Origin of the sequence: Mycobacterium sp. E2327 (genome assembly GCF_001672675.1) — a bacterium.
GTDB lineage: Bacteria > Actinomycetota > Actinomycetes > Mycobacteriales > Mycobacteriaceae > Mycobacterium.
In genome coordinates this window covers 46110-67585 of the sequence record NZ_LZKE01000147.1, presented here as the reverse complement: position 1 = coordinate 67585, position 21476 = coordinate 46110, and the positions used below count along the sequence as shown (strand labels likewise).

The window sequence follows — 21476 nt, the reverse complement described above, 5'->3', positions numbered from 1 at the left end:
CGTAACGCGGTAGGTTCGTCGCCATGGATCAGGTGGACCAGAACTCGACACGTCGGAAAGGGCTGTGGGCGACGCTGACGATCGCCGCGGTGACCAGTGCCAGTGCCGTCGCTATCGCGTTACCGGCGACCTCGAACGCCGACCCCGAGACCCCGACCCCGGTCCCGCCAACCACGACGACGGCACCCGCGCCCGCGTCGCCGACGACGGCGGCCCCGGCGCCCGGGTCGCCGACGCCCACGACGCCGCCGCCTCCCGGTGCGCCTGCATCGCCGCAGCCCCAACCGGGTGATCCCAACGCGACGCCGCCACCGCCGGTCGATCCGAACGCGCCCCCGCCGCCGCCCGTCGACCCCAACGCGGGCCGGATCGGCAACGCCGTGGGTGGCTTCAGCTTCGTCCTTCCCCCCGGCTGGGTGGAGTCCGACGCGACCCACCTCGACTACGGTTCGGAGCTGCTCAGCAAGACCACCGGCCAGCCGCCGGCGCCGGGGCAGGCGCCGCCGGTTGCCAACGACACCCGCATCGTGATGGGCCGGCTGGACCAAAAGCTTTACGCCAGTGCCGAAGCCAGCGACGCCAAGGCCGCCGTCCGGCTAGGCTCCGACATGGGTGAGTTCTTCATGCCCTATCCCGGCACCCGGATCAACCAAAGCGCCACTCCGCTGACCGGCGCCAATGGGATCACCGGAAGTGCGTCGTACTACGAGGTGAAGTTCAGCGATCCGTCCAAGCCGAACGGTCAGATCTGGACCGGTGTGGTCAGCGGGCCCTCGGCGGGCAATGGTCCGCCGCAGCGCTGGTTCGTGGTGTGGCTCGGGACCTCGAACGACGCGGTGGACCAGGGCGGCGCGAAGGCGCTGGCCGAATCGATCCAGCCGTGGGTCCCGCCGGCCGCGCCCGCCCCGGCGCCCGGAGCCCCCGCGACCGCGCCCGCTCCCGGCGCCCCGGCGCCCGCTCCGGCACCGGCTGCCCCGGCGCCCGCTCCGGGCCAAGCGCCCGCCAGCGAAGTCACTCCCACTGCGGCGCCGCAGCGGGCTTTGCCGGCCTGATTCGGCCGAGTGTGCACCCCGGGCGGGATCCCGGCGATTTCCAGCCGCCCGGGCATCACCCGCCACGCCGACGATTCGCACCCAAACGGCGGCACCGCCTAATTAGACACACGTAGCTTTACGCAAAGCGGGTATACGCAATCCCGGTTCAGCAGTGAGCTGGCTTTGCCCTCGATTGCAAGGAGATCCGCATGGACGTCATGGCAGCAACCGACTTTCTCGCCCGCTCGACGACAACGACCAGCGTCGGCTGGATCGGCTACATCATCATCGGCGGGCTGGCAGGGGCGCTCGCCAGCAGGATCATCAGGGGGAGCGGGGCCGGCATCCTGATGGACATCGTCATCGGCATCGTCGGCGCGTTGATCGGCGGCTTCATCCTGAGCTTCTTCGTCAATACCGCGGGCGGCGGGATCATCTTCACCTTCTTCACCGCGCTGCTCGGCGCGGTGCTCCTGCTCTGGATCGTCGGCATGGTTCGCCGGGCCTGACCCGGCCTAACCCGTTGCGGCCGTGCCGGATCCCGGCATGATGGGGTGATGGCCGACGCGGTGACGACCACGACGATGCGCGCGTGGCGGGTGCGCCGCCCCGGTCCCATGGCCACCGGCCCACTCGAGCAAGTCACCGCCGAGGTGCCGCGGCCCGCACCGTCGGAGTTGCTGGTAGCCGTGCGGGCGTGCGGCGTCTGCCGCACCGACCTGCACGTCACCGAAGGCGACCTGCCGGTGCACCGCACCGGGGTGACGCCCGGCCACGAGGTGGTCGGGGAGGTCGTCGAAGTCGGGGCCGAGGCCGGTGACGAGTTCAGAACGGGCGACCGGGTGGGCATCGCCTGGCTGCGCCACACCTGCGGCGTGTGCAAGTACTGCCGCCGCGGCAACGAGAACCTCTGTCCGGAGTCCCGCTACACCGGGTGGGACGCCGACGGGGGATACGCCGAATTCGCCACCGTGCCAGCGGCTTTCGCGCACCACCTGCCGAGCGGCTACAGCGACAGCGAGCTGGCGCCGTTGTTGTGCGCGGGCATCATCGGATACCGGTCCCTGCTGCGCGCGGAGCTGCCCCCCGGCGGGCGGCTGGGCCTCTACGGCTTCGGCGGGAGCGCCCACATCACCGCGCAGGTCGCGTTGGCGCAGGGCGCCGAGGTGCATGTGATGACCCGCGGGGCCGAGGCGCGCGAGCTGGCGCTGCAACTCGGCGCCGCGTCGGCCCAGGGTGCGGCCGATCCGCCGCCGGTGCCGCTGGACGCCGCGATCCTTTTCGCGCCGGTCGGCGAGCTGGTGCTGCCCGCCCTGCAGGCGCTGGACCGCGGCGGCACCCTGGCGATCGCGGGCATCCACCTGTCCGATATCCCGCCGCTGAACTACCAGCGGCACCTGTTCCAGGAGCGCCAGGTCCGATCGGTCACGTCGAACACGCGGGCCGACGCGCGGGCATTCCTTGACTTCGCGGGCGAACATCGCATCGCGGTGACCACGCCGGAATATCCGCTTGCCCGGGCCGATGAGGCGCTGAGCGATCTGAGCGCCGGTCGCATCGCCGGCGCCGCGGTGCTGCTGGTCTAACCGCTCAGGTCGACAGGTGCCAGACCAGCGCCGCGGCCAGGGCGCCAAGCCCGTTCAGCGACCAGTGCAGGGCGATCGGCGCGATCAAACTGCCGCTTCGCCGGCGCAGCCAGCTGAAGACGAAGCCGGCCGCCCCGGTGGCCAGGACTGCCAGCGTCACGCCGGCCACCATCCCGGCGAAGCCGCCGCCGAACAGCCGGGTGAAGCCGACGTTGTTGCTGGTGAGCCCCAGCGACGTGGCGACGTGCCACAGACCGAACAGCAGCGACCCGCCCAGCGCCACCCCCCGAAAGCCCCAGGCCCGGTTCAGCGCGCCGTGCAGCACCCCGCGAAATGCCAGCTCCTCGGGGATCACGGTCTGCAGCGGGATGATGACCATCGAGGCGATCAGGGCGCCGGAGATCGTGGCGTAGTGGTTGTTCAGGAACATCGGCCGGGTCATCGGCAGCAGGATGCCGATCGCGATGACCGACGCCACGACGGCCACCGCACCAAGCGCATAGGCCAGCCCGGGGCGCCAGTGTTCGCGGCCGAGGCCCAGGTCGGTCCAGCCCAGCCCGCGGTAACGCATCAAGGCGACGAGCCCGACGGCGGCGGCGGGCACCGTCGCGATGCTCGCCCACGGCGTGGTGAAGTGCGCGATCAGGTTGGTCAGCACCAGCACGATGACCACCACGGCGATGTCGACATGGAACCGGAACGGGTGCGGCGCTACGAGATCGGTGTCGGCAACCGTCGCGTCGGGCATCGGGCCAGCTTACCTGCCGGTCGCGTTCGCCCAGCTCAATCGCTCAGGAAGGCTGAGCCGCGGCGGCTTGCTGGCGGGCGCGGAAGGCCTGGACCTTCGCTCGGTTGCCACAGGTGCTCATCCCGCACCAATGCCGGTTCTGGGCTCGCGACGCGTCGACGTACAGGCGCGTGCAGCCGGGGTGGGAGCACCTTTTGACCTTGCCGATGTCGGGTCCGGCATAGAGGTCGAGGAGATCGGCGGCCAGGCCCGCGAGCAGCTCTTGCACGGTACCGCTGCGGCTGACCGATCCGTCCGGATGCAACGTCGGCGTGAGCTGGGGTCGGGACGCGTACGCATTCAGCAGATCTACGTCGGCGGCGTCGGGCCGGCCGCCCTCAAGCCCCGCGACGACGACCCGGTAGATGGCTTCGCGCACGGCGATCGCCGCCGCAACTTCATCGTCGGTCATCTCGAGCGGCGTATCGACCAGCCCAGCACCGACCGCCCAGTCCGAGACCCGCTGCGGGTCGGTCAACAATTCCTCGCGACGCGCCGAGCCCCGATATTTCAGCGTGCCCGCGAAGTCCAAAGACGGCCGCCCGCTCACGTAGAGGAACTTCATGTAACCACCTTGACAGGTTTCACCGCCCACGGCAAGATGTAACTACCTAAGACGGTTACGCACTCGGCGGAGGGAGAACTCATGGCTACGACGGTGTGGACGCTGGTCTCCATCCTGGTCATCGCCCCGTTGGGCGCCCTGGCCGTTGACCGGCCCCTGCACGGCAATTGGATCTGGCATATCGACGCCGACAAGCCGAGGGACTACGGCGAGCCGTCCGGCGCCACCGGCGAACCCCGCGCCGCGTAGCCGCGGCCATCGGGGTATCAGCTCACGGGTTTGCTCGAGTCGCTCACGAACTCATCGCAACGTCAGAACAGGCCGAAGAAACCCGACTGGTCATTACCCGTATTGAAGCCCCCGGAGCTGTCCATGCCCGAGTTGAAGGAGCCCGTGTTATATCCGCCGATGCCCGAGTTGAAGAAGCCGGTGTTGTAGTCGCCGCCGCCCGAGTTCCCGATGCCGGTGTCCCATACGCCGCTCCCCGAGTTGAAGAACCCAGTCTTGTGGCAGCCGGGGCCCGTGTTCGAGTTCCAGAAGCCCGAGTTATTGAGGCCCTGGTTGAAGAACCCCGAGTTCCCGATACCCGTGTTTCCGAAGCCCGAGTTCGGACCAGTCTGGTTGACCGAGCTGCCGAAACCCGTGTTCAGGTTGCCCGAGTTGTAGAAGCCGGTGTTGATGTCGCCCGAGTTTCCCCACCCCGTGTTGAAGTCGCCCGAGTTGAAGCTTCCCGTGTTGTCCGAGCCCGTGTTCTCGAAGCCCATGTTGTTGGCGCCGGCGTTTCCGAAGCCCATGTTGTAGTCGCCGGGGTTTGCAAAACCCATGTTGTAGTCACCCGAGTTTGCAAAGCCCGTGTTGACCTCGCCCGCGTTCCAGAACCCTGTGTTGGTGTTGCCCGAGTTCGAGAAGCCGAAGTTACCGGTGCCCGAGTTGAAGAAGCCGACGTTGTTATTACCCGAATTGAAGAACCCGATGTTGTTGTTACCCGAGTTCCCGAAGCCGAAATTTCCGCTGCCGGAATTCAGCGCGCCAACGCCCACCATGTTGTTGCCGGTAAGCCCAAAGCCGAGGTTTCCATTGCCGTGGTTTCCCAAGCCCATGTTGTTGCTGCCCGAGTTGCCGAAGCCGATATTGCTGTTTCCAACGTTCCCGCTTCCCACGTTGAAGGCGCCCAGGTTTCCGCTGCCCAGGTTGGCGCTGCCGTTGTTCCCGAAACCGAGGTTTGTGCTGCCGAGGACCTGCAAAGGCGACGCATTCGCGGTTTCGGCCAATGCGTACTGCCCTGCGCCGACATTCAATAGATGCACGAACTGGTCATGAAACACCGCCGCCTGTGCCCCCAGCGCCTGGAAGCGCTGACCGTGGGCGGAGAACACCGCGGCAATGGCCACCGACACCTCGTCCGCGGCGGCGGCCAGCACGCCAGTCGTCGGGGTCGCCGAGGCCGCTTTCGCGGTGCTCAATGCCGAGCCGATGTTGGACAGATCCGTTGCCGCCGACGCCAAAAACTCGGGTGCCGCCACCAGATACGACATGAAGATTCTCCTGTCCGGGCAGTACCGAACTTCCGGTGGAAGGCACTGTAACGAGTTTCCGCCCGGCATTTGGGCCTTTGGGCAAACCGTTAGTACGCCGGGAGGGCTCCGTCCGCTTCCGAAGGGATGACCAGGCAGCCACCGGGCGGGTCGCCGTGCTCGGGGTAGGTCGCGTGTGCAGGGTCGGGGCGGCGCCGAGGGCGCGACACCATCGGTGAGCCCCGTTCGCCCGGCTCAGTTCGCTTCCCAGGTCCACCCCGAGATCGCCGGGTCGTCCTCGCCGTGTTCGCGGGTGTAGGCGCGAGCGGCGAGGCGGGCGTCGACCATGCGCTGACGCAGCAGGGCGGCCTGGCTGGCCAGCCCGTCTACCCGGTCAATGACGTCGATGACCAGGTGGAAGCGATCGAGGTCGTTGAGCATCACCATGTCGAACGGCGTCGTCGTGGTGCCGCGCTCCTTGAATCCCCGCACGTGGATGTGCGGGTGGTTGGTGCGCCGGTAGGTGAGCCGGTGGATCAGCCACGGATAGCCGTGGTAGGCGAAGATGACCGGCTTGTCGCGGGTGAACAGCGCGTCAAACTCCTTGTCCGGCAAGCCATGTGGATGCTCGGATTCCGGTTGCAGCCGCATCAGGTCGACGACATTGACCACCCGGACGGCCAGGCCGGGTAGTTCGCGCCGCAGGATGTCGGCCGCCGCGAGCACCTCCAGCGTCGGGACGTCCCCGGCGCAGGCCAGCACCACATCGGGTTCGGCGCCTAAAGACTTAGCCGTGCTCGCCCACGGCCAGATGCCCAGGCCCCGCGCGCAGTGGGCGATGGCCTGGTCCATGTCCAGGTAGGCCAGCGCGGGCTGCTTGCCGGCGACGATCACGTTGACGTAGTTGCGGCTGCGCAGGCAGTGGTCCGCGACCGACAGCAGCGTGTTGCCGTCCGGCGGCAGGTATACCCGTGTCAGCTCGGCCCGCTTGTTCGCGACCAGGTCGATGAAGCCGGGGTCCTGATGCGACGCGCCGTTGTGGTCCTGGCGCCACACGTGGGAGGTCAGTAGGTAGTTCAGCGACGCGATCGGCCGCCGCCACGGCAGTTCTCGGCTGGTGGCCAGCCACTTCGCGTGCTGGTTGAGCATCGAGTCGACGATGTGCACGAACGCCTCGTAGCAGTTGAACAGGCCGTGCCGGCCGGTCAGCAGGTAGCCCTCGAGCCAGCCCTGGCACAGGTGCTCGGAGAGCACCTCCATCACGCGGCCGTCGGGCGCGAGGTGCTCGTCGTCTGGCCCGATCTCCGAAAGCCACACCTTGTCGGTGGCCCCGTAGACGGCGTCGAGCCGGTTGGAGGCGGTCTCGTCGGGGCCCATGAGCCGGAACCGATCCGGGTTGCGCGCGATCACGTCGCGCAGGAAGGTGCCCAGCATCCGGGTGGCCTCGTGCGTCTCGGCGGCCGGCTGCGGCACGGCCAGCGCGTAGTCGCGGAAGTCGGGCAGGTCGAGGTCGTGCAGCAGCAGCCCGCCGTTGGCGTGCGGGTTGGCGCTCATCCGGCGATCACCGCGGGGCGCCAGCGCCCGCAGCTCGGGGCGCAGGGCGCCGTTGCCGTCGAACAACTCCTCGGGCCCGTAGCTGCGCAGCCATTCCTCCAGCTGCGCGCGGTGGGCCGGGTTGTCGTGGGTCTCGGCCAACGGGACCTGGTGGGCCCGCCAGGTGCCCTCCACCTTCTTGCCGTCGACCACCTTCGGGCCGGTCCAGCCCTTCGGGGTGCGCAGCACGATCATCGGCCAGACGGGTCGCTCGGCGTGGCCGCCGGCGCGGGCGGTGCGCTGGATGGCCGCGATGTCGTCGAAGGCGTCGTCGAGGGCGGCGGCCAGCTGCTGGTGCACGTTGGCCGGGTCGTCACCGGCGACCGTGATGGGCCGGTAGCCGTAGCCGCGCAGCAGCGATTCCAGTTCGGGGTGGGGGATGCGGGCCAGCACGGTCGGGTTGGCGATCTTGTAGCCGTTCAGTTGCAGGATGGGCAGCACCGCGCCGTCGGTGACCGGGTTCAGGAACTTATTCGAGTGCCAGCCCGCGGCCAGGGGCCCGGTCTCGGCCTCGCCGTCGCCGACCACGCACGCCACCACCAGGTCCGGGTTGTCGAACGCCGCCCCGTAGGCGTGCACCAGCGCGTAGCCAAGCTCGCCGCCCTCGTGGATCGACCCGGGCGTCTGGGCCGCGACGTGGCTGGGGATGCCACCGGGAAAGGAGAACTGCCGGAACAGCTTTCGCAGTCCCTCGGCGTCTTCCTCGATGCCGGTGTACACCTCGGTGTAGGTGCCCTCCAGGTAGGCGTTGGCGACCAGCCCGGGCCCGCCGTGGCCGGGACCGGTCACGTAGATGACGCTGGCGTCGCGGTTGCGGATGACCCGGTTCAGGTGCGCGTAGATGAGGTTGAGCCCGGGTGTGGTGCCCCAGTGACCCAACAGCCGGGGTTTGACGTGCTCGGACGACAGCGGTTCGCTCAGCAGCGGGTTGTCCAGGAGGTAGATCTGGCCGACCGAGAGGTAATTGGCTGCGCGCCAATACTTGTCGATGAGGGCGAGTTCGTCGTCGGACAGGGCTGCGGCATTCGTGGTCGAGGTTTCTGCGGTCACCCGGCCGATTGTCCGCGTCTTTGGTGAACGGCGCTTGCCGCGGGCTACTCCCGATGGCGGCGACCCGCTTCGCCCGGCTCCGCCACCGCTCGCGATCGCCGACTACTCCCGATGGCGGCGACCCGCTTCGCCCGGCTCCGCCGCGCTCGCGATCGCCGACTACTCCTCCCCGCGGGCCCGCGCCTCGTAGGCCCGCCGCTTCTCGACATCCACGTCGTCGGTGAAGACGTGGTCGCCGCCGAGCAGGCGGTTGAGCCCCTCGGCGATCCGGCGCGGCCAGAATTTCTGGGAGACGACCATCGCGCCGGCGGCCTTCGTGATCCGCACCCGTGGCCTGGGGTGGGCCACCAGCCGCACGATCGCGTCGGCGATTTCGGCGGGCTCGGCGTTGCGGAAGCCCTTCATGCCGGGGGTCCCGGCGACGAGCTCAGTGTTGACGAACGTCGGCAACACCGTGGAGAACTCCACACCGGCCGAGCGGTACTCCAGCCGGGCCGAGTCGGTGAACGCGATGACCGCGTGCTTGCTGGCGCAGTAGCTGGCCAGGCCGACGATGTAGAGCTCGCCGGCGAGCGAGGCGACGTTGATGACGTGCCCGGATCGGCGGGGGACCATGCGCTGCACCGCCAGCTTGCTGCCGAGGATGACGCCGTAGACGTTGATGTCGAGGATGCGGCGGGTGACCGCGTCCGACTCGTCGATGATCCGCCCGACCGGCATGATGCCGGCGTTGTTGATCAGCACGTCGATGGGGCCGAGCTGGCGCTCCACCTCATCGAGGAAGTCCGCGAACGAATGCGCGTCGGTGACGTCGAGTTTCCCGTAGACGTCGAGGCCGAGCGCGGCGCCCGATTCCTTCACCCGCACCTCGTCGATGTCCCCGATCGCGACCTTGGCGCCCAGGTTGTGCAGCGCGGTCGCGGTGGCCAGGCCGATCCCGCGGGCGCCGCCGGTGATGACGACGACCTTGTCGCGCACCTTCACGCCGATTGAAGCCGTGTCTGCCATCTTCGTCGTCCCTCCCGAGAGTTGACGGGTGTCAATTTTGGCGATTATGCCCGATACTGCACCCGTGATCGAGGTGCGGGCGGCCGTCCCGGCCGACGCACGCGACGTGGCCCGGGTGCAGGTCCGGTCGTGGCAGTCGGCGTATCGCGGGCTGATCGACCAGGCCTACCTCGACGGCCTGACGCCCGAGTTCTTCGCCGGCCGGTACGCCTTCGGTCGGGTCGGGCTTCGGCTGCCGTCAACCGTGGTCGCGGTCGACGGTCCTGCGATCCGCGGCCTGGCGACCACGGGACTGTGCGGCGGGATGGAGTTCCCGAATTTCGGTGAGCTGATGGCGATCTACGTCGACCCCGCGCACGCGCGGACCGGCATCGGGCGGCTGCTGATGGCCGCCGCGCGCGAGCGGCTGCGCCGGCTCGGCGTGGCGGGGGCCGTGCTGTGGGTGTTGGACGGGAACCTCGGCGCCCGCCGGTTCTACGAACGCGACGGGTGGCGGTTCGACGGAGCTTGGCGCACAGAGACTTTCGGTGATACGCCAGTGCGACAGGTGCGCTACCGCTGCGCGCCGGTCTGAGCCGGCCCTCACGCGACTGGACGCCCGCCGTTGCCCGCGACGCACCATCCTGATATGTTTACGGCGATAACATCGCAGGAAGGCGTCAGCGGTGAAAGTGATGTTCGACGGTGAGAACCCGATGCCGACGACACAACCGGGCGCGGACGGCTATCCGGCGGTGTGGTTGCAACTGCAGGTACGGCGGGTGAAACATCTGCCGGCCTTCGCGGTGGCCATACCCTCGGTGATCGAGCATGCTAAAGCCTTTCCCGGCATGATTCGCTTCGGGTTCGATATCGACTGGGAGCGCGCCAGATTCCGGACGTTCGGCGCCTTCGACAGCGAAGCTTCGCTGCGCGCCTACATCGCCGATGGCGCACATGGGGTCATCTACCGACGCCTCCGTGGCCGGCTCGGTGACGTATCCGTCAACTACGGCACGCTTGCGGTCACGGCATTACCAGCCACGTGGGACGAGATACCGCCGTCGCGTTTCACCAAAGACCAGACAACGCATACCAGATGACGTGGCGAACCGATCTCCACACTGCGGTGAGTCTCGCCCGGAACCGCCGAACGGCGATGTCACCATAACGCCATGCCACGAGGGCCAGACGCGCATCGAACCCGGTCATCCACCGACACCTACCACCATGGGGACCTTCGAAGGGCTCTGCTTGACCACGCGGTGGAACTCGCTCGCGCCGGTGGCCCGGACGCGGTGGTCATGCGTGACGTGCAGCGCCGGGCGGGCGTGAGCAACGCCGCCGCCTACCGTCACTACGCGAACCGCGACGAATTGCTCGCGGCGGTCATCGTCTACGCGTTGCAGCGGCTGGCCGCCATGATGCACGAAGCCCTGAACACGGTGCCGCCACGCGGTGATCGAAAGCGCCGGGCGCTGGCAAGGTTCCGTGCCACCGGCCAGGCGTACGTCGATTTCGCACTCGCCGAACCCGGGCTGTTTCGCACCGCTTTCGCGACCCACCCGACCAGCCTGCAGGCGGTCGAGGCCGCCGAAGCTGCCGAAGACGTTGCCGGCGAACAGCATCCGTTTCAACTCCTGCGCCGCTGCGTAGACGACCTGGTAGCGACCGGAGTGATCGATCCTCGCCAACGAGCCGGCCTTGATGAGGCGGCGTGGGCCGCCGTCCACGGTTTGGCCATCTTGTACTTGGATGGGGCGCTGAGCGGCCTGGGAGAGCCGCAGAAGCGACAAGTCACCGGCCGCTTGCTTGACACCTTTGAGCACGGCATCGGCTAGCGAGGCCCTATGTTGACACCGATAACATCGGATGGTTATCGTTGCGCAATGGACGCCAGTCGATTTCGCAGCCGCTACGGACCGTGGGCCCTGGTCACCGGAGCCAGCGACGGCATCGGCCGCGCGATCGCCGACGAGCTGGCCCGCCGCGGTCTCAACCTGGTGCTGGCGGCCCGAAACCAGGCGCGGTTGGAGGCGATCGCGCGGGAACTCAACGCCGCCACCGGGGTTGAGACCCTGGTCGTCGCAGCCGATCTCGCCGATGCCAACGGAGCCGAAGCGGTGGCCGATGCGACGAGGAACATAGACGTCGGCCTCGTCGTCCTTGCCGCGGGTTTCGGCACCGTCGGTCCGTTCACCGACTTAGCCCTAGCGCCCGAGCTCGAGATGATCGCGGTCAACATCACCGCGGTGACCGCGCTGGCGCACGCATTCACCCCCCGCCTGACCCGCCGCGCAAGCGGCGGCATCGTGTTGTTCGGGTCGATCGTCGGATGGCAGGGCGTCCCAGGGCAGGCCACCTACTCGGCGACCAAGTCCTACGTCCAGAGCTTCGCTGAGGCGCTGCACGGCGAGCTGAAGCCGCAAGGCGTCGACGTCATATCGGTGGCACCGGGTCCCGTGCACACCGGCTTCGGCGCGCGGGCCGGGATGACTATGAATTCGGCGACCACGCCAGACGTAGTCGCCACAGCCACCCTCTCGGCCCTGGGACGGCGGACCACCGTCGTGCCCGGTCTGCAGGCGAAGTTTCTGACTGCGTCGCTGATGCCGCTGCCCCGACGCCTGCGCAGCGAGATCCTTGCAAACGTCATTCGCCGGATGCGGGCCGCGCCCGCACCGGCCGCCTGAATCGTCACCACCCCGTGGAGCCGGGGATGCCTTTGAACGGACCGGTGATCCAGCTGGTGATCCAGCCCCCGTAAAAGCCGCCTGGTTGTGGCACCACGGCCTCACCGTTGACGGTGCAGCGGTCGACCTTCGCCGCCAGCACCGCGACCGCGCCGCGTATCGACGCAAACCCGCGCGACGGGTTCAGGTAGCTCCACGCGGCCTTCGATGCGGCAGTAGTAGCGGTCACCAAGTCGTAATAGGTGGCCTGCCCTTTCCACTCACACCACGAGCTTCCGGACGCCTCACGCAGCGTCGCGCCGGCGAACGCTTCCCGCGGGAGGTAATAGGTCGGCGGATGACTGGTCTCGAGCACGCGCCAGGCCTGCTCGGTCGACGCGATCACTTCGCCGCCCAGCTCCACAGTGATCAGCCCGGTGAAGGGCTCCACCCGAGGCGGTCGTGGATAGTCCCACACCGATTCCCGTTCGGGCCCGGCTGCTCGCCCCGCGGCACGGCTCATTGCACAGTCTCCGAACTCGTCGATCGACCTTCGGTCGCGATGAGCCCAGGTTAGGCGAACCCGGTCTAGTGCACGCTCAGCCACACGAGGCTGGCGCCGCCCACGACGGCGCAGTAGACCGCAAACGGCGTCAGGGTGCGCGTCTGGAAATACCGCGTCAGAAACCGCACGGCCAGGTAGGCGCAGACGAACGAGGCGACGCTGCCGGCCAGGACCTGGCCGCCGATTCCGGCACCGAGCGGGCCGAACAGGTCCGGGATCTTGTACACCCCGGCCGCCAGGATGATCGGCGTGGCAAGCAGGAACGAGAAGCGGGCGGCGTCCTCGTGCGACAGCCCGCGCCACAGCCCGGCCACCATCGCAATGCCGGAGCGGCTGATGCCGGGCAGCAGCGCCAGGATCTGCGAGGAGCCGATCACCAGCCCACGACCCAGCGGCAGTTGGGCCAGCCGGTTGTCGATGGCCTCGCCTCGGTGGTCCTCGTGCTCCTCGTCGCCGGTCGGTGAAACGCGGCGGCGCAGGACTTCCCCGGCATACAGCGCGATGCCGTTGAGCAACAGGAAAGCCGCCGCCGGAATGGGTTTGCCCAGCGTGGTCCGGAACAGGTGCTCGAGGGCCACCCCGGCCAGGCCCACCGGGATGGTGGCGACGACGATCAGCCAGGCCAGCCGCTCGTCGGGCGTCTGAATTTGGCGATACCGCAGCGAGGAGAAGAAGCCGGCCACGATCCGCAACCAGTCCCGCCAGAAGAACACCAGCAGCGCGGCGGCGGTCGCGACGTGCAGGCCGACGATGAAGGCGAGGTAGGGCGATTCGGGCGTGGACACGTCGAGGTCTCGGCCCCATTGCCCACCGACCAGCGCCGGCACCAACACCGAGTGCCCCAGGCTGGAGACCGGGAACAGCTCGGTGACGCCCTGGAACGCGCCGACTACCACGGCCTCGACATAGCTCAAGTGCGCGGTCATTGGGTGGGGCGCCTCCATCCGGGGTCGTGGGCGACAAGAACTACCGAGCGTAGCCGGTCGGAATTCGCGCGCGAACCGGCTTGGGCTGCTGCGCATTTGGCCACCGGTAACGTGCTCGCGTGCCGCCGCCGACCAGGCAGGTACGGTGAGCGGATGGCGGAGGGGCTGCTCGAAACCGTGCGCGTGCTGGACCTGTCCAGCGGCAACGCCGACGCGGTGACCCGCCTGTTTGCAGACCTGGGCGCCGACGTCCTCAAGATCGAATTCCCCGGCGGCAGCATGGGTCGCGACGACCTGCCGGCGCTGGCCGGCGCGAGCATCCCGTTCGCGCTGCACAACGCCAACAAGCGCGCCGCGGTGCTGGACCCGCTCGAGGACGGCGACTGCGGCCGGTTCCTGGACCTGGCCGCCGAGGCCGACATCGTCGTGGACAGCGGCCTGGCCGGGCACATCGGCGCGTTCGGGATGACGGGCGCGGAGCTGGCGGCCCGCTACCCGCACCTGGTGGTGCTGTCGGTCACCGACTTCGGCGAGACGGGTCCGCGGTCCGCGTGGCGCGCCACCGATCCGGTGTTGTTCGCGATGTGCGGCTCGCTGGCGCGGTCCGGTCCCACCACCGGCACCCCGGTGTTGCCGCCGGACGGCATCGCCTCGGCCACTGCCGCGGTGCAGGCGGCGTGGGCGGCGCTCGTCGCCTACTACAACCGATTACGCTGCGGCACAGGCGATTACATCGATTTCTCCCGGTTCGATGCCGTGGTGATGGCCCTCGACCCGGCGTTCGGCGCACACGGGCAGGTCGCCGCCGGCATCCGCCACAGCGGCCGGTGGCGGGGGCGCCCGAAGAACCAGGACGCCTACCCGATCTGCCCGTGCAAGGACGGCTACGTCCGGCTGTGCGTGATGGCGCCCCGGCAGTGGCGGGGGTTGCGTCGCTGGCTGGGGGAGCCCGAGGAGTTTCAGGACCCCAAATACGACGCGATCGGCGCCCGGATGGCGGCGTGGCCCGAGATCAGCGTGCTGGCCCAGGCGTTGTTCGCCGACCAGACGATGAAGGACCTGGTCGCCGCCGGTCAGGCGCATGGTGTGCCGATCGCCGCGGTGCTGCCGCCGTCCTGGGTCCTGGGCTCCGAACATTTCCAAGAGGTGGGCGCGATCACCGAGGCGGAGCTGCTGCCGCGGGTGCGGACCACCGTGCCCACCGGGTATTTCGTCGTCGACGGGCAGCGCGCGGGTTTCCGCACGCCGGCCCCGGCCATCGGGCAGGACCAACCGTATTGGCGCGGGAATCCCGTGCTGGTGCGGGCACCGTCGGGCAGGGTCGGCGACTATCCGCTCACCGGGCTGCGGATCCTCGATCTGGGCATCATCGTCGCGGGCGGCGAGCTGAGCCGGCTGTTCGGCGACCTGGGCGCCGAGGTCATCAAGGTGGAAAGCGCCGAATACCCCGACGGACTGCGGCAGGCCCGCGAAGGCGACGCCATGAGCGAGTCGTTCGCGTGGACCCACCGCAATCACCTCGGGCTGGGCCTGGACCTGCGCAGCGCCGAGGGCAAGGACATCTTCCGCCGGCTGGTTGCCGAGGCCGACGCGGTGTTCGCCAACTTCAAGCCGGGAACCCTTACCGCCCTTGGCTTTAACTACGAGGCGCTGCGCGCTGTCAACCCGCGGATCGTGCTCGCCGGCAGCAGCGCCTACGGCGACAGCGGCCCCTGGCGCACTCGGCTGGGCTACGGCCCGTTGGTCCGCGCCGCCACCGGGGTGACCCGGCTGTGGACGTCCGACGAGGCGGACGACGACGCGGACACCGGCACGGGACGGCACGCCTTCTACGACGCGACGACGATCTTCCCGGATCACGTGGTCGGGCGGGTCACCGCGATCGCGGCGCTGGCCGCGTTGATCCATCGCGATCGCACCGGTGGCGGGTCGCACGTCCACATCTCGCAGGCCGAGGTCGTGCTCAACCAGCTCGACACCCATTACGTCACCGAGGCCGCGCTGGCCGCGGGCGTCGGCCTGATCCGCGACGACACCAGCCTGCACGCGGTCTACCCCTGCGCGGGCGACGACGAATGGTGCGTCATATCGATCGGCTCCGACGACGAATGGCGCTGCCTCGCAGGCCTTCTCGACCATCCGCAGTGGGTCGACGACCCGCGGTTCGCGACCGGCGAAGCGCGCCTGGCCAACCGCCGCGAATTGATCGAGCTGGTGTCGGCCTGGACCCGCACCCGCACCCCGCTGCGCAACACCGAACTGCTGCAGGCGGCCGGTGTCGCTGCCGGGCCGATGAACCGGCCGCCGGACATCCTAGAGGACCCCCAGTTGATCGAGCGAAAACTGTTCGCCGACATGACCCATCCGCTGATCAAGCGCCCGATGCCCGCGGAGACGGGCGCGGCGCCGTTTCAGCACATCCCGCCGGCCCCGCAACGCCCGGCGCCGCTGCCCGGCCAGGACACCCGCGCCATCTGCCGCAACCTGCTCGGGATGAGCGCCGACGAGATCGAGCGGCTGATCGGGGACGGCGTGCTGTTCGCGACCCCGGGCGCGTCCTAGCATCCCCGGGCTGCGGGCCCAGCGTGCGGCTGGCCGCACATTCGATGCCCATCGCCGGCCGGATCCATAGGCACGCTAAATTCATCGGATGACCGTCGATCCCAGGACACCGGTGTTGATCGGCTACGGCCAGGTGAACCACCGCGACGAAATCGACCCGGCGACGCGGTCGGTCGAACCGGTGGACCTGATGGCCGTCGCGGCCCGGGAGGCCGCGGACGCCCGGGTGATCGAGGCCGTCGACTCCATCCGCGTCGTGAACGTGTTGTCGGCCCACTACCGCGACCCCGCGCTGCTGCTGGGCGAGCGGCTGGGCGTGGAAGGGTTCAGCACCCGCTACAGCCCCGTCGGCGGCAACGTCCCACAGACGCTGGTCAACCAGGCCTGCCTTGACATCCAGGCGGGCCGGGCCGGTGTCGTGCTGCTGGCCGGCGCCGAGACGTGGCGCACCAGGCGGGGGCTGAAGGCCAAGGGCGGCAGGCTCGAGTGGACCGTGCAGGACGAATCCGTGCCGTTGGGCGAGGTCACCGGCGAGGACATCCCGATGTTCGGCGACGCGGAGCTCAAGAGCGGGCTGAACCTCCCGGCATTCGTCTACCCCCTGTTCGAACAGGCGCTTCGCATCGCCAACGGCGAGTCGGTCGACGACCACCTCAGGCGCGTCAGCGAGTTGTGGGCGCGGTTCAACGCCGTCGCGGTCGAAAACCCGCACGCGTGGATCCGCAAGCCGGTGACCGCCGAGGAAATCCGGCGGCCCGGACCGCAAAACCGGATGATCAGCTGGCCCTACACCAAGCTGATGAACTCCAACAACATGGTCGACCAGGGCGCCGCGCTGGTCCTGGCGTCGGCCGAGGAGGCGCAACGGCTACAGGTTCCCGCCGACCGGTGGGTGTACCCGCACGCCGGCACCGACGCCCACGACACCCCGTCCATCGCCGAGCGCGACGAGCTGCACCGCTCGGCGGCCATCCGGATCGCGGGCGCGCGCGCCCTGCAGCTGGCCGGGCTGGGCATCGACGACGTCGACTACGTCGACCTGTACTCCTGCTTCCCGTCCGCTGTGCAGGTCGCCGCCGCCGAACTCGGCCTGAGCACCGACGACCCGGCCCGCCCGCTCACCGTCACCGGCGGGCTGACCTTCGCGGGCGGCCCGTGGAGCAACTACGTCATGCATTCCATCGCCACGCTGGCCGAACTGCTGGTGGCCAACCCGGGCCGGCGCGGCCTCATCACCGGCAACGGCGGCTACCTGACGAAGCACAGCTTCGGCGTCTACAGCACCGAGCCGCCGGCGTCGTTCCGCTGGGAGGACGCACAGCCGGACGTGGATCGCGAACCCACCCGGGAGGGCCTGGTCGAGTGGGACGGCGTCGGGACCGTCGAAGCCTGGACCACACCGTTCGACCGCGACGGACAGCCCGAGAAGGCATTCGTGGCGGTGCGGACGCCCGACGGGGCCCGCACCCTGGCCGTCATCGCCGATCCCGGCGCCGCCGAGGCAACCGTGCGCGAAGACATCGGTGGCGCCAAGGTTGCCGTCACCCCGGACGGCATCGCGTCGCTGCGGTAACCAGCGGGTTACAACACCGCGGGCCAAAGGTCCCGAAAACGGGCTAACGGTCGCGCAAGTGACATCGACTTGCCTATTGTCGGGTTGGACGTTGGGGGAGGTGAGCCCAGGTGCACGTCCTGGTTACCGACGCCACCGGCGCCGTAGGGCGGCTGGTCGCACGGCAACTCATCGCTGCCGGGCACACGGTCAGCGGGATAGCTGAACACCCCCATCCCTGCCTGGACCCCGCGGTCGAACTCGTTTGCGCGCCGCTGAGCGACCCCGTCGTGCAAGACATGGCGGACGAAGCCGACACGCTGATCCACCTGGCCCCGGCCGACCCCAGCGCGCCCGGTGGCGCCGACGTCGACGGGGTCGCCCACGTGACCCACGCGGCCGCCCGCGCCGGCGCGCGGCTGCTGTTCGTGTCCCAGGCCGCCGGCCGGCCCGAGCTCTATCGACCCGCCGAGGAGCTGGTGTCCACGAGCTGGGCACCGAGCCTGGTCGTCCGGATCGCGCCGCCGGTCGGCCGCCAGCTCGACTGGATGGTGTGCCGCACCGTGGCCACGCTGCTGCGCACGAAGGTTTCCACCCGTCCTATGCGCGTCCTGCACGTCGACGACCTGGTCCGGTTCCTGGTTTTCGCGCTGAGCAGTGACCGCACCGGCGTGGTGGACCTCGCCACTCCGGACACCACCAACGTGGTCACCGCGTGGCGGCTGCTGCGCGCCGTCGGCCCGCGTTCGCGGCTGAACGGGGTGCGCAGCTGGTCGAAACTGGTTCCGAAGATGGATATCACTGCGGTGCAAGAGGATTGGGGCTTCGAATTCGGCTGGCAAGCGCTCGAGGCGGTCGCCGACACCGCACGCGGCCTCGCCGGGCGCCGGCTCCTTCCCGAGGGGGCGCTCAGCCACGGCGGCCAGGTGGCGCTGCCGGTGGAGGTCCTCCCGCGGCCACGGCCGTCCGACGAATTGCGCAGCGCGGCCCCCGAGGGGCTGGAGGGCGAGTTCGACGACCGCATCGATCCCCGGTTTCCGGTCTTCAGCGCGGCCCGGCTCGCCGAGGCGCTCCCCGGCCCGCTGACACCGATAACGCTCGACGTCCAGCTGAGCGGGCTGCGCACGGCCAGCCGGGTGCTGGGGCAGGTGCTCGCGCTCGGCGGCGTGGTCGACGACGAGTGGAGCAGCCGGGCGATCGCGGTCTTCGGCCACCGCGCCTACGTCGGGGTGTCGGCCAACGTCGTCGCCGCCACCCAGCTGCCCGGATGGGACCAGCACGCCGTCGCCCGGCACGCCCTGGCCGATCAACCCCAGGTGGGTGACGTCCTGCCGTTCGGCGAGCCGAGGCTGACCGAGGGCGCGCTGGGGTCGCTCGCCAAAGCGGTCGTGACGGCGCGCTCGCTGACGGTGATGCGCCACCTCAAGCGGGACACGCTGGCGTACGGCGCGGCCGCAGAGGCCGAACACGCCGACGCCGCGCAGCTGGCGGCGCTGCCGGACGCCGCGCTCGAGGTCCGGGTGCCGCTGCTGCGGGATCGCATCCACCAGGGCTGGATCCTCACCGCACTGTGGCTGATCGATTCGGGCGTGACCGCGGCGGCGCTGGAGCCCATGCGTGCCGCCTCCCGGGTGTCGGGGCTGGGCATGATCATGGAAAGCACCCGCATCGCGACCGAGACCGCCGAGCTGGTGGCGGCGTTGCGCAGTGATCCGCCGTTGTGCGCGCTGGCCGCTGAGGGCAACGTCGGCAGCATCCGCGCCCTGTCTCCCGACACCGCCGCCGCCCTCGACGCCGTCGTGGGCAGAATCGGGCACCGCGGGCCGGGTGACGCCGAGCTGGCCAGCCGGGTGTTCAGCGACGATCCGGCCATGTTGCTGACGGCGGCCGCCGCGCTGGCCGAACCGGAAGGGGGCGCCGCGCCCGGCGGGCCGGCCCCGGCGCCGAACCTGGTGCGGCGGGTGGCCGCAAACGCCCGCGCGTCGCGCGAGCTGGCCCACGACACCACCCTGCGGTTCACCCATGAGCTGCGGATGACGTTGCGCGAGTTGGGATCCCGGCGCGTCGCGGCGGACATCCTCGACGCCGCCGACGACGTCTACTACCTCACCTGCGACGAACTGTTCACCATGCCGGCCGACGCGCGGCTGCGGGTCAAGCGCCGCCGGGCCGAACGGGAGCGGTTGCAGGCCCAACGCCCGCCCGACGTCATCGACGGGCGCTGGACCCCCGTCGACCAGGGCGGCGACGCCTGAGCCAGATCAACCCAGCAGCCCGCGCAAGAACAGCGCGTTGCCTACCGCGTGGCCGCCCAGGTCGTTGTTGAAATACATCCACACGTCCCTGCCGTCGCGGTCCCATTCGGTGATCTGGTCGGCCCAGCGCCGCAGCTGCTCGTGCGAGTAGCAGCCCGCGTAGATCGCGTCCTGGTCCGGGCCGTGCATGCGGATGTACACCAGATCGGTGGTGGCGCGCGGCACGCACGCCAGCCCGGCACCGCTCATCACCACGTAGGCGGCGCGGCGGCGTTCCAGCAACTCGTATACGGCCGGGTCGTTCCAGGACGGGTGGCGCAGCTCGACGGCCACCCGGATGGGTTCGGGCACGCTGGCCAGGAAGGCATCCAGCCGCGCGTCGTCGCGCTGCTGCTCGGGGTGCAGTTGGACGAGCAGCACCCCGCGGCGGTCGCCCAGCAGCTGCCAGCAGCGCTCGAACCGCTCGATCCACGGCTCGGGCGACGACAGCCGGCGATAGTGCGTCAGCCCGCGATGCGCCTTGACCGACATCTTGAACCCGTCGGGCAGCTGCTCGCGCCAACCGGCGAACGTCGAATCCTTCGGCCAGCGATAGAAACTCGCGTTCAGCTCGACGGTGTCGAAGACCTCCACGTAGCGGGCCAACCGTCGCGCCGACGGCAAACCGGTCGGGTAGAGCACCTCCGCCCAATGGTTGTAGGACCACCCGGAGGTGCCGATCCGGACGGTCAACGCCGGCTCATCCGGCCACCTGCCGGCGCACGTCGTCGTCAAGTGATGCCCGCACGAGCGCGGCCGCCAGCCGCGCGTTGGCCCGGGGAGCGAGGGCGCCCAGCTTCGCAGGCTGAGCAGGCAGGCCCAACTGCCTGGCCGCCGCGGTGGCGCGGCCGTCGAAATAGGGCCGCACCCAGGGCCAGACGTCTTGCACTTCGCGCAGGTAGATATCGGCGCCGGTGTCGCCAATTCCCTTGAATCTCTTCAGCATCCGTTTCGCCGCGGCGACGTCCTGGCCGCAGCTTTCGGCCATTTCCCGCAGATCGCCGTGATACTCGTCGCGGACCCGCTCGGCGATGTCGGTGAGTCGGGTGGCCGAACTCTCGTCGTAGCGCACGTAGTGGGCGCGACCGAACGCGCTGATCATGGTGCGCCGGTCGGATGCCAGGACGGCCTTGGGGGAGCGCAGGCCCGCCTTGAACAATTCACGGCCGGCGCTCATCGCGACGGCGGCATCGATCGGCTTGCTGGCGAGCATGCACAACACCAGCAACTGGAACAGCGGCATCGGCTTGTCGTGGATCTTGACGCCGGCCTCGGCCGCATACGTCGTGCCGGCGACCTTCAGCAGCCGCCGCACCACTTCGTCGCGCTTGTCCACACCGCACCGCTTACCCGAACCACCCTCGAGCAAACCGTGACGGTTACTTCGGGGGCAGGCCGCGGGCGTAGCCGACGCCCTTGGCGACCCAATCCTGCAGTTGCCGTTTCGTTCCCACGCCGCCGGCCTCGACGCGCAACCAGCCGCGCGCTTCCCGGCCCGCCATCACCATGGGGCCGACGTGGGCACGCTTGAGCAGTTTGTCGGTCTCCTCCGGCGGTACCCGCACCAGCAGGCCGCCCTGTCCGCTGGCGGCCACGGACATGTTGCCGTTGATCAGGAACGCCAGACCACCGAACATTCGCTTTTCCTCGACGCCGCGCTCGGAGCCGAGCAGTTCGCGGATCCGGTTGGCCAGGTCTTCGTCGTAGGCCATGGGCCGACCATAGCGTCGGGGTCCGACAAGCACCGAGCCGGTAAATTTGCACGCCGTCACTCGCGCTTTCGCTGCGG

The 21476-nt window shown here is 69.4% G+C and carries 21 protein-coding genes; 11 read left to right on the top strand and 10 right to left on the bottom strand.

Annotation, left to right across the window (positions count from 1 at the left end; translation table 11 throughout):
• The first annotated feature begins 23 nt into the window (after positions 1-23).
• The 3 genes from A5712_RS18115 to A5712_RS18105 all read left to right on the top strand — a co-directional run bounded on the left by A5712_RS18115 (position 24) and on the right by A5712_RS18105 (position 2620).
• On the top strand, positions 24-1052 hold the full coding sequence (locus A5712_RS18115; RefSeq protein WP_068107744.1) for an alanine and proline-rich secreted protein Apa: 1029 nt from the start codon (positions 24-26) through the stop codon (positions 1050-1052).
• Between the two features lie 191 nt (positions 1053-1243).
• Positions 1244-1543 carry a GlsB/YeaQ/YmgE family stress response membrane protein gene (locus A5712_RS18110; protein WP_068107743.1) on the top strand — a complete coding sequence of 100 codons (300 nt, stop codon included), beginning with the start codon at positions 1244-1246 and terminating at the stop codon, positions 1541-1543.
• 48 nt (positions 1544-1591) lie between these two features.
• Positions 1592-2620, top strand: coding sequence for a zinc-binding alcohol dehydrogenase family protein (locus A5712_RS18105; protein ID WP_068107741.1), 1029 nt, complete (start codon positions 1592-1594; stop codon positions 2618-2620).
• 4 nt (positions 2621-2624) lie between these two features.
• On the opposite strand, the gene A5712_RS18100 is transcribed toward A5712_RS18105, so the two are convergent.
• Positions 2625-3368 (bottom strand): CPBP family intramembrane glutamic endopeptidase, encoded by a 744-nt coding sequence (locus tag A5712_RS18100; RefSeq protein ID WP_068107739.1) that lies wholly within the window; start codon positions 3366-3368, stop codon positions 2625-2627.
• Between the two features lie 43 nt (positions 3369-3411).
• Complete coding sequence (locus tag A5712_RS18095) at positions 3412-3972, bottom strand: ABATE domain-containing protein (RefSeq protein ID WP_068107738.1); 561 nt, start codon at positions 3970-3972, stop codon at positions 3412-3414.
• Between the two features lie 81 nt (positions 3973-4053).
• Here A5712_RS18095 and A5712_RS30890 point away from each other — a divergent pair, with 81 nt between their 5' ends.
• Positions 4054-4221, top strand: a complete 168-nt coding sequence (locus A5712_RS30890) for a hypothetical protein (RefSeq protein WP_156766615.1) — start codon at positions 4054-4056, stop codon at positions 4219-4221.
• A gap of 62 nt (positions 4222-4283) precedes the next feature.
• On the opposite strand, the gene A5712_RS18090 is transcribed toward A5712_RS30890, so the two are convergent.
• From A5712_RS18090 to A5712_RS18080, 3 genes are all read right to left on the bottom strand, one after another.
• Complete coding sequence (locus tag A5712_RS18090; RefSeq protein WP_068107735.1) at positions 4284-5507, bottom strand: PE family protein; 1224 nt, start codon at positions 5505-5507, stop codon at positions 4284-4286.
• Positions 5508-5741: 234 nt separating this feature from the next.
• A complete protein-coding gene (locus A5712_RS18085) occupies positions 5742-8129 on the bottom strand; it encodes a phosphoketolase (protein WP_068107732.1) in 2388 nt (795 codons plus the stop codon).
• Positions 8130-8288: 159 nt separating this feature from the next.
• Complete coding sequence (locus A5712_RS18080; protein WP_068107731.1) at positions 8289-9137, bottom strand: SDR family oxidoreductase; 849 nt, start codon at positions 9135-9137, stop codon at positions 8289-8291.
• Positions 9138-9183: 46 nt separating this feature from the next.
• On the opposite strand from A5712_RS18080, the gene A5712_RS18075 reads away from it, so the two are divergent.
• From A5712_RS18075 to A5712_RS18060, 4 genes are all read left to right on the top strand, one after another.
• Positions 9184-9711 carry a GNAT family N-acetyltransferase gene (locus tag A5712_RS18075; RefSeq protein ID WP_231982153.1) on the top strand — a complete coding sequence of 176 codons (528 nt, stop codon included), beginning with the start codon at positions 9184-9186 and terminating at the stop codon, positions 9709-9711.
• A gap of 91 nt (positions 9712-9802) precedes the next feature.
• A complete protein-coding gene (locus A5712_RS18070; RefSeq protein WP_156766614.1) occupies positions 9803-10219 on the top strand; it encodes a hypothetical protein in 417 nt (138 codons plus the stop codon).
• 72 nt (positions 10220-10291) lie between these two features.
• Positions 10292-10957 (top strand): TetR/AcrR family transcriptional regulator, encoded by a 666-nt coding sequence (locus tag A5712_RS18065; protein ID WP_068107725.1) that lies wholly within the window; start codon positions 10292-10294, stop codon positions 10955-10957.
• A 48-nt stretch (positions 10958-11005) separates the two neighbouring features.
• Positions 11006-11809, top strand: a complete 804-nt coding sequence (locus A5712_RS18060; RefSeq protein WP_068107723.1) for an SDR family oxidoreductase — start codon at positions 11006-11008, stop codon at positions 11807-11809.
• A 4-nt stretch (positions 11810-11813) separates the two neighbouring features.
• On the opposite strand, the gene A5712_RS18055 is transcribed toward A5712_RS18060, so the two are convergent.
• Positions 11814-12311, bottom strand: coding sequence for a DUF427 domain-containing protein (locus A5712_RS18055; protein WP_068107721.1), 498 nt, complete (start codon positions 12309-12311; stop codon positions 11814-11816).
• A 65-nt stretch (positions 12312-12376) separates the two neighbouring features.
• The gene (locus A5712_RS18050; RefSeq protein WP_068107719.1) at positions 12377-13279 is read right to left on the bottom strand and encodes an undecaprenyl-diphosphate phosphatase; all 903 of its coding nucleotides are present in this window, start codon (positions 13277-13279) and stop codon (positions 12377-12379) included.
• A 153-nt stretch (positions 13280-13432) separates the two neighbouring features.
• Between A5712_RS18050 and A5712_RS18045 the strand changes: the two genes are divergently transcribed.
• The 3 genes from A5712_RS18045 to A5712_RS18035 all read left to right on the top strand — a co-directional run bounded on the left by A5712_RS18045 (position 13433) and on the right by A5712_RS18035 (position 19648).
• The gene (locus tag A5712_RS18045) at positions 13433-15841 is read left to right on the top strand and encodes a CoA transferase (RefSeq protein WP_068107717.1); all 2409 of its coding nucleotides are present in this window, start codon (positions 13433-13435) and stop codon (positions 15839-15841) included.
• Between the two features lie 88 nt (positions 15842-15929).
• A complete protein-coding gene (locus A5712_RS18040) occupies positions 15930-17414 on the top strand; it encodes an acetyl-CoA acetyltransferase (RefSeq protein WP_068107715.1) in 1485 nt (494 codons plus the stop codon).
• Between the two features lie 110 nt (positions 17415-17524).
• Entirely contained in the window at positions 17525-19648 is a 2124-nt protein-coding gene (locus A5712_RS18035) for a hypothetical protein (RefSeq protein WP_068107712.1), read from the top strand.
• 6 nt (positions 19649-19654) lie between these two features.
• On the opposite strand, the gene A5712_RS18030 is transcribed toward A5712_RS18035, so the two are convergent.
• From A5712_RS18030 to A5712_RS18020, 3 genes are read right to left on the bottom strand one after another with little or no spacing between them, the layout of a single operon-like run.
• Positions 19655-20380: a DUF72 domain-containing protein gene (locus A5712_RS18030; RefSeq protein ID WP_068107710.1), complete on the bottom strand. Its 726-nt coding sequence runs from the start codon at positions 20378-20380 to the stop codon at positions 19655-19657.
• A gap of 7 nt (positions 20381-20387) precedes the next feature.
• A complete protein-coding gene (locus A5712_RS18025) occupies positions 20388-21023 on the bottom strand; it encodes an endonuclease (protein WP_068107708.1) in 636 nt (211 codons plus the stop codon).
• Positions 21024-21066: 43 nt separating this feature from the next.
• Positions 21067-21399, bottom strand: a complete 333-nt coding sequence (locus tag A5712_RS18020; protein WP_068107706.1) for a TfoX/Sxy family protein — start codon at positions 21397-21399, stop codon at positions 21067-21069.
• Positions 21400-21476: the final 77 nt, after the last annotated feature.